Here is a 14017-nt window from a genome sequence, read left to right on the forward strand (position 1 = left end):
TCACCCCAGCGCGCGGTGGTTGCGCAGCATCTCGGTCTGGTGGTCGCGCACCCTGGTGCCGTCCGCCGGCGACGCCTCCCACTCGCCGTCCGGTTGCAGCACCCAGCACCGCGTGGTCGGCTCCAGCGCCGAGTCCATCATCGCGTCCAGCTGCGCGGTGAGCTTCGGGTCGGTCACCCGGACCTGAACCTCCACCCGCCGGTCCAGGTTGCGGTGCATCATGTCTGCGCTGCCGATCCAGTGCTCGCCGCAGCCGACGAAGTGGAACACCCGCGAGTGCTCCAGGAACCGGCCGAGGATGGACCGGACGTGGATGTTCTCCGACAAGCCCTTGATACCCGGCTTGAGCGCGCACACACCCCGCACGACCACGTCCACCCGCACGCCGGCCTGGGACGCCCGGTACAGCGAGTCGATGACCTGCTCGTCCACCAGCGAGTTCACCTTGATGCGCACCCCGGCGGGCGCACCGGCGCGGGCGTGCTCGATCTCCCGCTCGATGCGCTCCACGATCCCCCGCCGCACGCCGTAGGGCGCGACGAGCAGGCTGCGGTAGTGGTCCTGCCGGGCGTACCCGGTCAGCACGTTGAACAGGTCGGTGAGGTCCGCGCCGATGGTCGGCTCGGCGGTGAGGATGCCGATGTCCTCGTACAGCCGGGCCGTCTTCGGGTTGTAGTTGCCGGTGCCGATGTGGCAGTAGCGCTGGATCCGCGAGCCCTCCTGGCGGACGACCAACGCCGTCTTGCAGTGCGTCTTGAGCCCCATCAGGCCGTAGACGACGTGCACGCCGGCCTTCTCCAGCGCGCGAGCCCACTTGATGTTCGCCTGCTCGTCGAACCTCGCCTTGATCTCGACCAGCGCCACGACCTGCTTGCCCGCCTCGGCCGCGTCGATCAGCGCGTCCACGATCGGGGAGTCGCCGGAGGTCCGGTACAGGGTCTGCTTGATGGCCAGCACGCGCGGGTCGGCCGCGGCCTGCTCGATGAACCGCTGCACGGACGTGGAGAACGAGTCGTACGGGTGGTGCACGAGCACGTCGCCCTCGCGCAGGGTGGCGAAGATGCTCTTCGGCGTCTCCCGCTCGCCGAACGCCGAGTGCGTCGCGGGGACGAACGGGGCGTCCTTGAGCTGCTTGCGGTCCACGCTGTAGAGCTGCCACAGGCACGAGAGGTCGAGCAGGCCGGGCACCTGGACGACGTCGTGCGGGTCGACCTCCAGCTCGCGCAGCAGCCGTTCCAGCATGTGCTCGGTCATGTCGTCGGCGATCTCCAGCCGCACCGGCGGCCCGAACCGGCGGCGCGCCAGCTCCCGCTCCAACGACTTGAGCAGGTCCTCGTCCTGGTCCTCCTCGACCTCCAGGTCGGCGTTGCGGGTGACCCGGAACGCGTGGCACTCGATCACCTGCATGCCCGCGAACAGCTCGCCCAGGTGCGCCGCGATGAGCTCCTCCAGGGGGAGGAACGTCGCCGTCGGGCTGGTCCGGTCGCTCTCCACGCGGACCAGGCGCGGCACGTTGTCCGGCACCTTGATGCGCGCGAACCGCTCCGCGCCGCCTTCCGGGTCGCGGACGGTGACGGCCAGGTTCAGCGACAGGCCGGAGATGTAGGGGAATGGGTGCGCGGCGTCCACGGCCAGCGGCGTGAGCACCGGGAACACCTGGTCGGTGAAGTAGTTCGACAGCCGCAGCTTCTCGAAGTCGGTCAACTGCGCCCAGTTGACGATGCTGATGCTGTGCTTCTCGAGCTCCGGCTGGATGTGGTCGAGGAACGCCCTGGCGTGCTGCTCGACCAGCTCCTGGGTGCGCTTGGAGATGTTGGACAGCTGCTCGCGCGGGGTCAGGCCGTCCGCGCTGCGCACCGACAGGCCCGTCTCGTCGCGGCGCTTCAGGCCGGCGACGCGCACCATGTAGAACTCGTCGAGGTTCGAGGCGAAGATGGCCAGGAACTTCGCCCGCTCCAGCAGCGGCTGGGAGGCGTCCTCGGCCAGCGCGAGCACCCGGGCGTTGAAGTCCAACCAGGACAGCTCCCGGTTGAAGTACCGGTCGTCGGGCAGGTCGGCCTGCGCCTCGGTGGCGGTGACGGCGGGCGGTGAGCCGGGGAACGACCGCGTCGGCGCCTCGACGTCCTGCAGCGGCGTGGCACGGGTGCTGCCGCGGCGGATGGCCGGGCGCGGTCCGCGCCGGGGGGTGCTCGCCGCCGGGGTGGCCCGCGGCGTCCTCGTCCGTCGCTTGGGCGCGGGCTGCTCGGGAGTGTTGTCCGTGCTCACGATCAGCATTGTTCCCCAATATGGGCGACAGCGCGCTGAGCGGAGCCGACCAGGAAGTGAACTCCGCGTCACACCGGGCGCAGGACGCCTCGGACGTCACCGGCGGCATCCCGCACGAGGGTGACCCGCTGGCCGGGGCGCAGCGAGCGCCAGCCGCCCTCGGCGACGGCCGCGGCGGGCACGTCGACCAGCACGCCGTCGTCGCGCAGCACGGTCGCTGAGCCGTCCGGGTGATGCGCGCTCACCGTCGCCTGCTCGCGCGGGTGTTCGGTCACGGGCCAAAGCTAGCCGATTGGCGGGTGGTGGGCGGTCGGGTGGCGCTGCGACGCTCCGCATCGGACCCATCACCGGAAGGAGTCGGCATGAGGGTTGTGGCAGGGGTGTTGACCGCGTTGCTGGTCGGCGGTGTGGTCACCGCGGGCCAGGGGACGGCGTCCGCTCAGGCGGTTCCGGGCGCGGAGGCGGTCGCCGGGCAGGGGGGAGGGCCGCAGGCGGCGGCGAAGAACGTGGAGCTGCGCGCGGCGATCCCGGAGACCGAGGGAGCCGTCTCCATCAACTTCATGCAGTACCGGCACCGCGACGTGATGTTCCTCAGCGGCACGTTCGGGCTGAAGACCTACGACGTGACCGACGTCGACCGGCCGAGGCTGCTCGACCACCTGACCAAGCATGAGCTGGCGCTGCCGGGTGACGACCCCGAGCAGCGGTTCTGGGAGAACGAGGACGTCACCGTCGACCCGAACCGCAAGCTGGTGTTCCTGGCGCGGGAGCGCAGCGCGTTCGGCCGCCAGGCGGGCGCGGACCGGCCGACGGGTGTGTACTTCGTGTCGGCGGTGGACCCGGCCCGGCTGGAGCTGCTGAGTTTCGCGCCGATGGGCACGGGCCACATCACGTCGTGCGTCAACGACTGCACGTACCTGTGGACGACCGGCTACGACGGCACGCCGTCCACCGACCCGGACACCTACCGGCGTTCGGGCAAGGTGTTCGTCACCGACATCCGCGACCCGCGCAACCCGAAGACTCTGAGCACGTACGTGGACCTCAACCGCAACCAGGGCGAGACGCACATGACGCACGACGTCCAGGTGGACGCGGCGGGTGTGGCGTGGGTGGCCGGAACGGGCGGCACTCGCGGCTACCACACGCGCGGTTGGCACCGCGATCCGTTGAGCGGGCGGGTGCGCGAGGCGACACCGGTGGACCCGGTCCCGTACGCGGGTGGCGCGGCGCCGAAGCTGGACATGCCGACGTCGTTCTCGCACAACTCGTTCCGACCGGTCGGGCGGACCCTGAAGGACGGGCCCAAGCCGTCGCGGGAGCACCCGGCGGGCAGCTTGCTGCTGCACACCGAGGAGGCGTTCGGGTCGGCGACGTGCGAGGACCAGGGGCGGTTCGTGATCTCGTCGCTGGAGGGCTCGACGGGTGGCGAGTCGTGGCGGGCGACGCCCGAGCGGCCGTTCCACCTGAGGACGGTGGGCGTGTGGTCGCCGGACGACCAGGAGGGCACGCTGCCGGGGCCGGACACGTTCTGCTCGGCGCACTACTTCGACGTGCACGAGCGGATCGTGGCGTACTCCTGGTACGAGCAGGGGACGCGGTTCCTGGACATCAGCGACCCGGCGAACCCGATCCAGGTGGCGTACTGGCGGCCCGAGGGCGCGGTGTCGTTCGCGCCGTACTGGCACCGGGGGCGCGTGTTCGTGGCGGACCTCTCCCGCGGGGTGGAAGTGGTGAAGCTCACGGCGGCGGCGTACGAGGCGCAGGCGTCGCACACCAAGGTGACGCTGACGACGGGGCCGGTGGGAGCGTCGTACCGGCCGGTGGAGAGCCCGCGGCGGAGGTTGCCGCTGGCGCCGGATCCCGATTACGGGTTCGCGTGCCCGATGTTGGTCGGCAGGTGCGTGCCGGGGCAGGCCTGTTGCTGAGAGCCGGTCAGCCGGCGACGGGGGCCGCGGTGGCGGCGGTGCGAGGGCCCAGGCCCAGGTCCGCGGCCAGGCGGAGGTCGTCGGCGGTGTCGACGTCGTGGCGCAGGGTCGGCCAGGGGCCCAGCAGGGGGGCGGCTCCGGAGGCGGTGTGAGCCGCCGCGGAGCCGGGGCCGAAGGCGGGGGCGAGGTCGCCGCCCGGGGCGGAGAGCAGGAGCGTGGTGCCCGTGCCCTGGCGGTCCGGGCAGAACGAGCGGACCCGGGCGGTGGCCAACGCCGCCACCAGGTCCGCCGTGCGCAGTGCGGGCAGGTCGGCTTGGAGGGCGCCCACGACGGAGTCCGGGTCGCGGGCGCGGAGGAGGCCGAAGCCGAAGCGGAGGGACTCGTTGAGGCCCTCGGGGCCCGGGGCGGACTCGACGCCGAGGGTGCGGAGTTCCGCGATGACGGCCGGGTCGTCGGTGATGGCCAGCACGTGGCGGACGGCCGGCAACGCGGCGGAGATGGTGTCCAAGGCGAACGCCAGGGCCAGCGCGGGGCGGTCCAGGCGGGCGCCCACCAGGCGTGACTTGGCCCGCTCCAGCGTCTTGACCGGCACCACCAGGTCCACGTCGGCTCCCACCCCGCCATACTCCCGGATGCCGGCTGGACCTGGCCAGGGGCTCCGAGGAAGACTCCAGGTCCACGACGAAGAGGGAGTGCACGTGGCCAAGGAGAAGGGCGGCTTCTGGGTCGGGCTCGCCGCGGCGGTCTTCTACCCCGCCACCGCGGTGATGGCGCGGCGGCGCAACGACGGGGGAGAGAGGGTGCCCAGGACCGGTGGGGCGCTCATCGTGATGAACCACGTGTCGCACCTGGACCCCGTCTACGACGCCGTCTTCACGCACAAGCAAGGGCGTGTGCCGCACTTCCTCGCCAAGCACAGCCTGTGGAACGTCCCGTTCGTCGGCACGGTGGTGAAGGGCGCCCGGCAGATCCCCGTCTACCGCGGCACCGCGGACGCCCAGCAGAGCCTGCGCGCGGCGCACGAGGCCTTGGAGAAGGGGCTCGTGGTCATCATCTACCCCGAGGGCACGATCACCCGCGACCCGGACGGCTGGCCGATGGCCTCGCGCACCGGCGTGGCCCGGCTCGCGCTGGAGCACGACGTGCCGGTGCTGCCGGCGGCGCGGTGGGGGACGCGGGACCTCTACGACCACTACCGGAAGAAGTTCCGGCCGTTCCCGCGCAAGACCGTGGTGACGAAGGTCGGTCCGCCGGTCGACCTGGGCGCCTACCGGGACAAGCCGCAGAGCCTGGCGTTGCTGCGCGAGGTGACCGACGTGCTGATGAACGAGGTCAAGGACCTGCTCGCGGACATCCGCGAGGAGCAGGCGCCCGACGGCTTCTACACGAAGAAGGCCTGACGTGGACCGGGTCGCGGTGCTGGGCGCCGGGTCGTGGGGCACCGCTTTCGCCAAGGTGCTCGCCGACTCCGGCACGGACGTGGTGCTGTGGGCGCGGCGTGCCGACGTGGCCGACGCCATCTCGGCGGACCGGGTCAACGCCGACTACCTGCCGGGCGTGGCGCTGCCCGCGAACCTGACCGCCACGTCCGACGCGGAGAAGGCGTTGGCCGGCGCGCAGGCCGTGGTGCTGGCGGTGCCCAGCCAGACGTTGCGGGAGAACCTGGCCGGGTGGCGGCCGTGGTTGCCGTCGGGCGCGACGCTGGTCAGCCTGGCCAAGGGCGTGGAGCTGGGCACGTTGAAGCGGATGAGCGAGGTGGTCCGCGAGGTCGCCGGGGTGCCGGAGGACCAGGTCGCGGTGGTGTCCGGGCCGAACCTGGCCAAGGAGATCGCGGCCGAGCAGCCGACCGCGACGGTCATCGCGTGCACCGACCACGACCGGGCGGTGGAGTTGCAGCACGCGTGCTCGAACTCGTACTTCCGGCCGTACACGAACGTCGACGTGGTGGGCTGCGAGCTGGGTGGCGCGTGCAAGAACGTGATCGCGCTGGCGTGCGGCATGGCGGCGGGCATGGGGTTCGGGGACAACACGATGGCCTCGATCATCACGCGGGGGCTCGCGGAGACGGCGCGGCTGGGCGCGGCGCTGGGCGCGGACCCGTTGACGTTCGCCGGGTTGGCCGGGTTGGGCGACCTGGTGGCCACGTGCGCTTCGCCGTTGTCGCGCAACCGGTCGTTCGGCGAGCGGTTGGGGCGCGGTGAGTCGTTGGCGCAGGCGCAGGAGGCCGCGCACGGGCAGGTCGCCGAGGGCGTGAAGTCGTGCTCGTCGATCCGCGAGCTGGCGGCGCGCGTCGGGGTGGACGTGCCGATCACCGACGGCGTGCACCAGGTGTGCCACGAAGGGTTGGACCCGCGCGTGCTGACGGCGGCGCTGCTCGGGCGCGAGCGGAAGGCGGAACGGCAGTGACGTGGGGTGACGGCACGCGCGTCGTGCACACGACGGGCGCGGTGCCCGGTGAGCCGTTCCTGGCGGGGCCGGTGTTCGCCTCGGCGTACCACCTGGGTGGCGCGGACACCTACGGGCGGGCGCACAACCCGACGTGGCGGGCGTTGGAGTCGGCGCTGGGCGAGCTGGACGGCGGCACGGCCGTGCTGTTCCCGTCCGGCATGGCGGCGATCTCGACGTTCCTGCGGGTGGTGCTCGAGCCCGGTGACGTGGTGGTGCTGCCGGGCGACGGCTACTACCTGACCCGCACGCTGGTCGCCCAGATGCCGGTGGAGGTGGTGGAGACGCCGACGGCCGGGCCGTACCCGTCGTTCGAGGGCGTGCGGCTGGTGCTGCTGGAGTCGCCGTCCAACCCGGGCCTCGACGTGTGCGACATCACGGCGCTGGTGTCGGCGGCGCACGCGGCGGGTGCGTTGGTCGCGGTGGACAACACGACCGCGACGCCGTTGGGGCAGCAGCCGCTGGCGCTGGGCGCGGACGTGGTCGTGAGCAGCGACACGAAGGCCGTGGCCGGGCACAGCGACGTGCTGCTGGGGCACGTGACGACGGCGGACGCGGACCTGGCGGAACGGGTGCGGGCCGCGCGGACCACCGGCGGGGCGATCCCCGGCCCGTTCGAGGCGTGGTTGGCGCACCGCGGGCTGGGCACGCTGGACCTGCGGCTGAGCCGGCAGGCGGCGAACGCGGCGGCGTTGTACGAGGTGCTGAAGGACCACCCGGCGGTGACCGGGCTGCGGTGGCCGGGCGCGCCGGAGGACCCCGCGCACGAGGTCGCGGCGAAGCAGATGCGGCGGTTCGGCGGGGTGCTGACGTTCGAGTTGGCGGACGCGGACGCGGTGGCGTCGTTCCTGGACCGGTCGACGTTGGTGTTCGCGAGCACGAGCTTCGGCGGCCTGCACACCAGCCTGGACCGGCGGGCGCAGTGGGGCGACCCGGTGCCCGAGGGCCTGGTGCGGCTGTCCGCGGGGTGCGAGGACACCGCCGACCTGGTCGAGGACGTGCTCCGGTCACTCTGACGGGTCCACTGCGTGGGAGGGGTTGCGTGGCGGCGAACCGGCTGCCACCCTCGTCACCATGTCTTTTCGCGCCATGACCGACGGGCGGGGTCACATCGACCTCCGCCTGGTCGCCAGCGCGCTCTGTCCTTCCCGGTGATCGTCTCGCGTCCCGCGGGCCCCTGAGGCCCGCCACTCACCGAGTCCCGAGAAGGAACCATGTTCGCCGTTCCGGAGAACACCATCGCCCTGCCCCAGTCGCACGCCGCGCTGCACCCGGTGCGGATCGCGCTCGACACGGCGGCACGGCGTGAGCGCTGGGCACACCTGCTCCGCTACGACCCCGAGACCCGCTTCGCCGCGCTGGTCGACGCCACGCCCGAGCAGGAGGTGTGGCTGATGAGCTGGTTGCCCGGCCAGCACGCCGACCTGCACGACCACGGCGTGACCAGCGGCGCGTTCACCGTGGTCAGCGGCTCGCTGACCGAGGTCGTCGCGCCCGGCCCGACCCAGGTGCTGCACCACCTCGTGGCGGGGCAGTCGCGGGTGTTCGGGCCGGGCTACGCCCACCAGGTGCGCAACGACGGGAGCGATCCCGCCGTCACGATCCACGTGTTCCGCGACGGCGGGCGCACCGTGCGGCCGGTGCGGTTCGACCCGCTGTCCGGGACTACGTCCGCGCGGTGACGTGCGGCGGCACGTCCCAGTCGCCGACCAGCGCCGGGTCCGGCTCGGGCTCGCCCCACACCGTGCGCAGGGGCAGCACGCCCGCCCACTTCGCGTTGGCCTCGACGTCCTCGGGCTCGTCGCCGGGCGGGCCGCTGCGGATCTTCACCGACGCCTCGGCGAGGTCGAGGGAGAGCACGGCGGTGGCGGCCAGCTCCTTGGGCGTGGGCGGTCGGGCGTAGTCCCACGAGCCGGGCGCGATGTGCTCGGTGAGCACGCGCAGGGCGTGCCGCTTGGCGTCGGGGTCGGTGACGGGGACGGCGGTGCCGTGGATGACGGCGGCGCGGTAGTTCATCGAGTGGTCGAACACCGAGCGGGCGTAGACGACGCCGTCCACGAGCGTGACGCCGACGCACACGGGCACGCCGGTCGCGGCTTCGCGGAGGCTGCGCGCGCCGGTGGAGCCGTGCAGGTAGAGCGTGTCGCCGTCGCGCCCGTAGCCCGTGGGCAGCACGAGCGGCGCGCCGTCCACGACGACCGCCAGGTGGCAGACGAGGGCGGCGTCGAGGACCGCGTGCAGCGCCTCGCGTTCGGTCACGGCCCGGTTGCGGCCCCGCTTGATGGTGCTGCGGTCCGTCGGTGACAGCGTCATGGGCCGAGCCTGTCCGGTAAAGTGGCCTTCTTCAAGTGCCAATTCTCGGTGATTTGAGGAGGCCACTTGTGGCGGAGACGGCGTTGGCGGTGGTGTTGGACCGCGAGTCGGCCGAACCGCTGGCCGTGCAGCTCGCGGACGCCCTGCGCGCGGCGGCGGCCGACGGCCGGCTGCGCAGCGGTGACCGGCTGCCCTCGACCCGGGCGCTGGCCGAACGGCTCGGCGTGAGCCGGACCGTGACAGCGGCAGCATACGAGCAGCTGCACGCCGAGGGCTGGATCGCGGGACGGCACGGTTCCGGGACGTACGTGACGACGACCCCTCCGGGTGCGTTGAAGGCGCGGACCCGGCGTGCGGCGGCTCCCGTGACGCCGGTGGACGTGGTGGACCTCGCGCCCGGCGCGCCGTGGGCCGAGGGGTTGGACCGGGCGGCGTGGCGGCGGGCGTGGCGCGCGGCGGCGGACGTGCAGCCGATGTTCCGGCCGGCCCGGGGCGGGTTGCCGGAGTACCGGGCGGTGGTGGCCGAGCACCTGTTGCGGCACCGCGGGCTGGCGGTGCGGGGCGGGTTGCGCGAGGAGCTGGTGCTGGCGACCGGGGGGACGACGGCGGCGTTGGTGGAGCTGGGGTCGGCCGTGCTGCGGCCCGGTGACGCCGTGGCGGTGGAGGAGCCGGGGTACCAGCGGGCGGTGTGGGCGTTGCGGTCGGCCGGGGTGAAGGTCGTGCAGGCGCCCGTGGACGCCGAGGGGCTGCTGGTGGAGGCCGTGCCGCCGGGCGTGCGCGGGGTGTACTGCTCGCCGGCGCACCAGTACCCGATGGGCGGGCGGATGTCGGCGGCGCGGCGGGTGGCGCTGGTGGAGCGGGCGCGCGCGGAGGGGTGGCTGGTCGTCGAGGACGACTACGACGGCGAGCTGCGGTACGACGTCGCGCCGCTGCCGTTGCTGGCGGCGTTGGCGCCGGACGTGGTGGTGCACCTGGGCACCACGAGCAAGATCCTCACGCCGACGCTCGGCGCGGGGTGGATGGTCGCGCCCGAGCCGATCGCGGCGGAGGTGATGGCGCACCGCGACCGGACCGGCACCAGCCCGTCCGCGGCGGGGCAGCGGGTGCTGGTGGAGCTGGCGCGCAACGGCGACCTCGGCCGGCACCTGCGCAAGCTGCGGCGTGAGCTGTCGGAGCGCCGCGCCCTGCTGTCGGCGGCGTTCGGCGAGGCGGGCATCCCGGTGCTCGGCGACGACGCGGGCGCGCACATCGTCGTGCCGCTGCCGTCCGCGCAGGCGGAGCGGGACGTGCTGGCCGAGGCGCTCGACCTCGGGCTGCGCCTGGACGGCCTGGCCCGCCACCACGCCGGCCGGCCGAAGGTGCACGGCGCCGCGATCGGCTACAGCGCCTGCTCGCGTGACCAGCTGACCGCCGCCATCCCCACCCTGCTGCGCCTCCTCCACCCGTCCTGACCGTCGAACTCCCCCGCCCGGGCGTTCGACACTCGCGTGTGTCGAACGCTCAGGTCCCGAGTGTCGAACGCTCAGGTCCCGAGTGTCGAACGCTCGGGACCCCCGAGTTCAACGCTCGGGACGAGGGGTTACGCCATCCGGGTAGGGTCCGAGCCATGACACAGCGCAAGACCAAGGTCGCCGTGGTGTTCGGCGGGCGCAGCAGCGAGCACATGGTCTCCTGCCTGTCCGCCGGCAGTGTCCTGCCCCACCTGGACCGGGACCGGTTCGACGTCGTGCCGGTGGGCATCACGGAAACGGGCGCGTGGGTGATCGGCGCCGACGACACCAAGGCGCTCGAAGTGCGGGACCGGCAGCTGCCCACCGTCAACGCGCTGGTCCCGGTGTCCGGCAACGAACTGGTGCCGGTGGCACCCACCGAGGTGCTGGCCGACGTGGAGGTCGTGTTCCCCGTGCTGCACGGCGCGTGGGGCGAGGACGGCACCATCCAGGGCCTGCTGGAGCTCGCCGACATCCCGTACGTGGGACCGGGCGTGCTGGCCAGCGCGGTGGCCATGGACAAGGAGTTCACCAAGCGCCTGCTCCAGGGCGCGGGCCTGCCGGTCGGCGAGTTCGCCGTGCTGCGGCGCGACCAGGAGACGCTGACCGAGGCCGACCGGGAACGCCTGGGGCTGCCCGTCTTCGTCAAGCCCGCCCGCGCCGGCTCGTCCGTGGGCATCTCGAAGGTCGTGGACTGGGCCCACCTGGACAGCGCGATCGCGTTGGCCCGCAAGACCGACCCGAAGGTCATCGTCGAGGCCGCCGTCTCCGGCCGCGAGGTCGAGTGCGGCGTGCTGGAGTTCCCCGACGGCCGCGTGGAGGCGTCGCTGCCCGCCGAGCTGCGCATCGTCGGCGGCGAGGTCGACTGGTACGACTTCGACGCCAAGTACCTCGACGACGTCTGCGAGTTCGACATCCCCGCCAAGCTGGACGAGCACGTCACGCGCGACCTGCGCGAGATGGCCGTCGCCGCGTTCCGCGCGCTGGACTGCCAGGGCCTGGCCCGGGTCGACTTCTTCGTCACCGACTACGACGAGCTCGTGGTCAACGAGGTCAACACGATGCCCGGCTTCACGCCGATCTCGATGTACCCGCGGATGTGGGCCGAGACGGGCGTGGCCTACCCGGCGCTGCTGACCACGCTGATCGAGACCGCGCTGGCCCGCGGCACGGGCCTGCGCTGATCCGACCTGCGCCGACCTAGCCCGTGGTGTCCACGGGGCCCTTGGCGAGCCTGTCCCGCACCGCGGCGGAGACGTCCTGCAGGGGCCCCGTGCCCGCGTCCGACGGCACGGTCAGCGCCACGTACACCGGCCGGTCCACCACGTACCAGGTGGCCGAACCGCCCTCGGACACCTCCAGCCACTGCACGTCCGAGATCACCCGCAGCTGGGAGGTCGGGGTGAGGTCACGCGGACGGTCCAGCCCGCACCGCAGCACGACGGGTTCGCGCAGCCCGTCGCTCCACGCCACCGCCCCGGCGGGAGCGGGCGCGGCGAGCTCGCGGCGCGGCAACGGGGAGCCGTTGGACACCAGTTGCGCGGGCAGCCCGCCCAGCAGCGCCCCGCACTCGTCCGACCCGGCCTCCGGCGCGGGCACCGGCACGAGCGCCACGGGCCGGGTGTCGGCGGCCGGCGGTTCCTCGCCGCCGGCGAGCAGACCCGCGGCCACCACGCCCGCCACGAGCAGCGCGGTGAGCCCGACGGCCACGATCAGCAGCGGTCGGGGCAGCGGCGGGGCGGGTGACGGTTGCGGTGCCACCCCGTTATGACAGCACGGACCTACAGGTGGACCACCGGGCAGGTCAGCGTTCGGGTGATGCCCTCGACGTTCTGGATGCGGGCGACCACGAGTTGGCCCAACTGGTCGACGGTGTCGGCCTCGGCGCGGACGATGACGTCGTACGGGCCGGTGACGTCCTCCGCGGTGGCCACACCGGGGATGCCGGAGATCTCCGCCGCAACGGCGGCTGCCTTCCCGACCTCGGTCTGGATGAGGATGTATGCGTGCACCACGGCGTGCCCCTTCGTCGCGACAGGTTAGGTCGGGGTAGGAACGTGCACAGCAACGTACCCCAGTTGGGGTTCCGAATGCTCAGAACGGGAGGCAATCTTGCGTCCGGAGCCGCCGCGCAACGCGGACACGGTCGCTGAGGTGGGTGAGTTCGGTCTCATCCGCCGGGTGACGGCAGGTCGGACGCAGCCGCCCACCACCCTGCTCGGGCCGGGTGACGACGCGGCTGTCGTCGCGGCGCCCGACGGTCGCGTGGTGGTGTCCACCGACGTGCTGGTCGAGGGTGTCCACTTCAGACTCGACTGGTCGTCTCCCGAGCAGGTGGGGCGCAAGGCGGCGGCCGTGAACCTGGCCGACGTGGTGGCCATGGGCGCGATGCCGACGGCCCTGCTGATCGGCCTCGCGTGCCCGTCCGACACCCCCTCCGCCGTGGTCGAGGGGATCACCGCCGGGCTGTGGCAGGAGGCGACCGTCGCGGGGGCCGGCGTGGTGGGTGGCGACATGGTGTCGTCCGCGACACTGGTGATCTCCGTTACGGCCATGGGGGACATGGGCGGACTGGAGCCCATCACCCGTTCAGGTGCTCAAGTGGGTGATGTCGTCGCGGTGTGCGGCCGGCTCGGCTGGGCAGCGGGCGGACTGGCCGTGCTGCAGCGCGGTTTCCGGTCGCCGGTGGCGGTCGTCGGCGCGCAGCGGAACCCCGAACCCCCTTACGCCGCCGGGCCGCAAGCCGCGGCGGCGGGCGCCACGGCGATGATCGACGTGTCGGACGGCCTGCTGGCCGACCTCGGCCACATCGCGGACGAGTCCGGCATCGGCATCGACATCCGCACCGAGCTGCTGGAGGTGCACCCGCGGCTGATCGACGTGGCCGCGGCGCTCGGTGCGGACGCCCGGCACTGGGCGCTGACCGGTGGCGAGGACCACGCGCTGGCGGCCACGTTCCCGGAGCCGGGGGCCGTGCCCGAGGGGTGGCGCACCATCGGCACGGTCCGGCACGGCAGCGGTGTGACCGTCGACGGGCGCGCGTACGAGAAACCCCCTGGCTGGGAGCACTGGCGGTAGGTAGCCTGGGGAGTGTGGAACTATGCACGCTCGCGTATGACCATCCAGACTCGGTGAAGCTGATCGCCGACCTCCAGCAGGTCTACGTGGACCGCTACGGCGAGGTCGACGTCACGCCGGTCGACCCGGCGGAGTTCGCCGCGCCGCTGGGGCACTTCGTGGTCGGCTACGTCGACGGCGGTCCCGTGGCGTGCGGCGGGTGGCGCGCCCACGACGTGGCCGAGCACTCGTTGCGCCCCGGCGACGCCGAGATCAAGCGCATGTACGTGGTGGAGGCCATGCGCGGCGGCGGGCTCGCGCGGGTCGTGCTGGCGTCGCTGGAGACGGCGGCGCGCGCGGCCGGGCGCAAGCGGATGGTGCTGGAGACCGGGTTGCGCCAACCGGAGGCCATCGGGCTCTACCGGTCCAATGGATACGCGCGCATCGACAACTTCGGCGTCTACCGGCATCATCCGGAAAGCCTTTGCTTCGCGAAGGATCTCTGAGGCCGGGAGGGAC

At 72.9% G+C, this 14017-nt stretch carries 15 protein-coding genes; 9 read left to right on the top strand and 6 right to left on the bottom strand.

Annotated elements, in window-relative coordinates; all coding sequences use genetic code 11:
* Positions 1–2265 carry an RNA degradosome polyphosphate kinase gene (locus tag FHX81_RS28320; protein WP_425473850.1) on the bottom strand — a complete coding sequence of 755 codons (2265 nt, stop codon included), beginning with the start codon at positions 2263–2265 and terminating at the stop codon, positions 1–3.
* 68 nt (positions 2266–2333) lie between these two features.
* Positions 2334–2540, bottom strand: coding sequence for a hypothetical protein (locus FHX81_RS28325; protein ID WP_141981078.1), 207 nt, complete (start codon positions 2538–2540; stop codon positions 2334–2336).
* Between the two features lie 87 nt (positions 2541–2627).
* Here FHX81_RS28325 and FHX81_RS28330 point away from each other — a divergent pair, with 87 nt between their 5' ends.
* Positions 2628–4193, top strand: coding sequence for an LVIVD repeat-containing protein (locus FHX81_RS28330; protein ID WP_141981079.1), 1566 nt, complete (start codon positions 2628–2630; stop codon positions 4191–4193).
* A 7-nt stretch (positions 4194–4200) separates the two neighbouring features.
* Here FHX81_RS28330 and cofC read toward each other — a convergent pair whose 3' ends face one another.
* Positions 4201–4809 (bottom strand): 2-phospho-L-lactate guanylyltransferase, encoded by a 609-nt coding sequence (gene cofC, locus FHX81_RS28335; protein WP_141981080.1) that lies wholly within the window; start codon positions 4807–4809, stop codon positions 4201–4203.
* An 82-nt stretch (positions 4810–4891) separates the two neighbouring features.
* On the opposite strand from cofC, the gene FHX81_RS28340 reads away from it, so the two are divergent.
* The 4 genes from FHX81_RS28340 to FHX81_RS28355 all read left to right on the top strand — a co-directional run bounded on the left by FHX81_RS28340 (position 4892) and on the right by FHX81_RS28355 (position 8320).
* A complete protein-coding gene (locus FHX81_RS28340; RefSeq protein ID WP_141981081.1) occupies positions 4892–5593 on the top strand; it encodes a lysophospholipid acyltransferase family protein in 702 nt (233 codons plus the stop codon).
* Position 5594: 1 nt separating this feature from the next.
* On the top strand, positions 5595–6599 hold the full coding sequence (locus FHX81_RS28345; protein ID WP_141981082.1) for an NAD(P)H-dependent glycerol-3-phosphate dehydrogenase: 1005 nt from the start codon (positions 5595–5597) through the stop codon (positions 6597–6599).
* Positions 6596–7654 carry a cystathionine gamma-lyase gene (locus FHX81_RS28350; RefSeq protein WP_141981083.1) on the top strand — a complete coding sequence of 353 codons (1059 nt, stop codon included), beginning with the start codon at positions 6596–6598 and terminating at the stop codon, positions 7652–7654. The genes FHX81_RS28345 and FHX81_RS28350 overlap by 4 nt, the downstream gene beginning before the upstream one ends.
* Before the next feature lie 198 nt (positions 7655–7852).
* The gene (locus FHX81_RS28355; protein WP_141981084.1) at positions 7853–8320 is read left to right on the top strand and encodes a cysteine dioxygenase; all 468 of its coding nucleotides are present in this window, start codon (positions 7853–7855) and stop codon (positions 8318–8320) included.
* Here the strand turns inward: FHX81_RS28355 and FHX81_RS28360 are convergent.
* On the bottom strand, positions 8304–8951 hold the full coding sequence (locus FHX81_RS28360; RefSeq protein WP_141981085.1) for a pyridoxamine 5'-phosphate oxidase family protein: 648 nt from the start codon (positions 8949–8951) through the stop codon (positions 8304–8306). The genes FHX81_RS28355 and FHX81_RS28360 overlap by 17 nt on opposite strands.
* Before the next feature lie 68 nt (positions 8952–9019).
* On the opposite strand from FHX81_RS28360, the gene pdxR reads away from it, so the two are divergent.
* Positions 9020–10402, top strand: coding sequence for a MocR-like pyridoxine biosynthesis transcription factor PdxR (gene pdxR / locus FHX81_RS28365; protein WP_141981086.1), 1383 nt, complete (start codon positions 9020–9022; stop codon positions 10400–10402).
* 155 nt (positions 10403–10557) lie between these two features.
* Positions 10558–11625, top strand: coding sequence for a D-alanine--D-alanine ligase family protein (locus FHX81_RS28370; RefSeq protein ID WP_141981087.1), 1068 nt, complete (start codon positions 10558–10560; stop codon positions 11623–11625).
* A 16-nt stretch (positions 11626–11641) separates the two neighbouring features.
* Here the strand turns inward: FHX81_RS28370 and FHX81_RS28375 are convergent, their stop codons facing one another.
* Together FHX81_RS28375 and FHX81_RS28380 are read right to left on the bottom strand one after the other, a co-directional pair.
* Entirely contained in the window at positions 11642–12202 is a 561-nt protein-coding gene (locus FHX81_RS28375) for a DUF3515 domain-containing protein (RefSeq protein WP_141981088.1), read from the bottom strand.
* A gap of 20 nt (positions 12203–12222) precedes the next feature.
* Positions 12223–12456: an Lrp/AsnC family transcriptional regulator gene (locus FHX81_RS28380; RefSeq protein ID WP_015104517.1), complete on the bottom strand. Its 234-nt coding sequence runs from the start codon at positions 12454–12456 to the stop codon at positions 12223–12225.
* Between the two features lie 97 nt (positions 12457–12553).
* Here FHX81_RS28380 and FHX81_RS28385 point away from each other — a divergent pair, with 97 nt between their 5' ends.
* Positions 12554–13519, top strand: a complete 966-nt coding sequence (locus FHX81_RS28385) for a thiamine-phosphate kinase (protein ID WP_141981089.1) — start codon at positions 12554–12556, stop codon at positions 13517–13519.
* A 14-nt stretch (positions 13520–13533) separates the two neighbouring features.
* A complete protein-coding gene (locus tag FHX81_RS28390; RefSeq protein WP_141981090.1) occupies positions 13534–14004 on the top strand; it encodes a GNAT family N-acetyltransferase in 471 nt (156 codons plus the stop codon).
* The last annotated feature ends 13 nt before the right edge of the window (positions 14005–14017 follow it).

It is taken from the genome of Saccharothrix saharensis (assembly GCF_006716745.1).
Classification (GTDB): Bacteria; Actinomycetota; Actinomycetes; order Mycobacteriales; family Pseudonocardiaceae; genus Actinosynnema; species Actinosynnema saharense.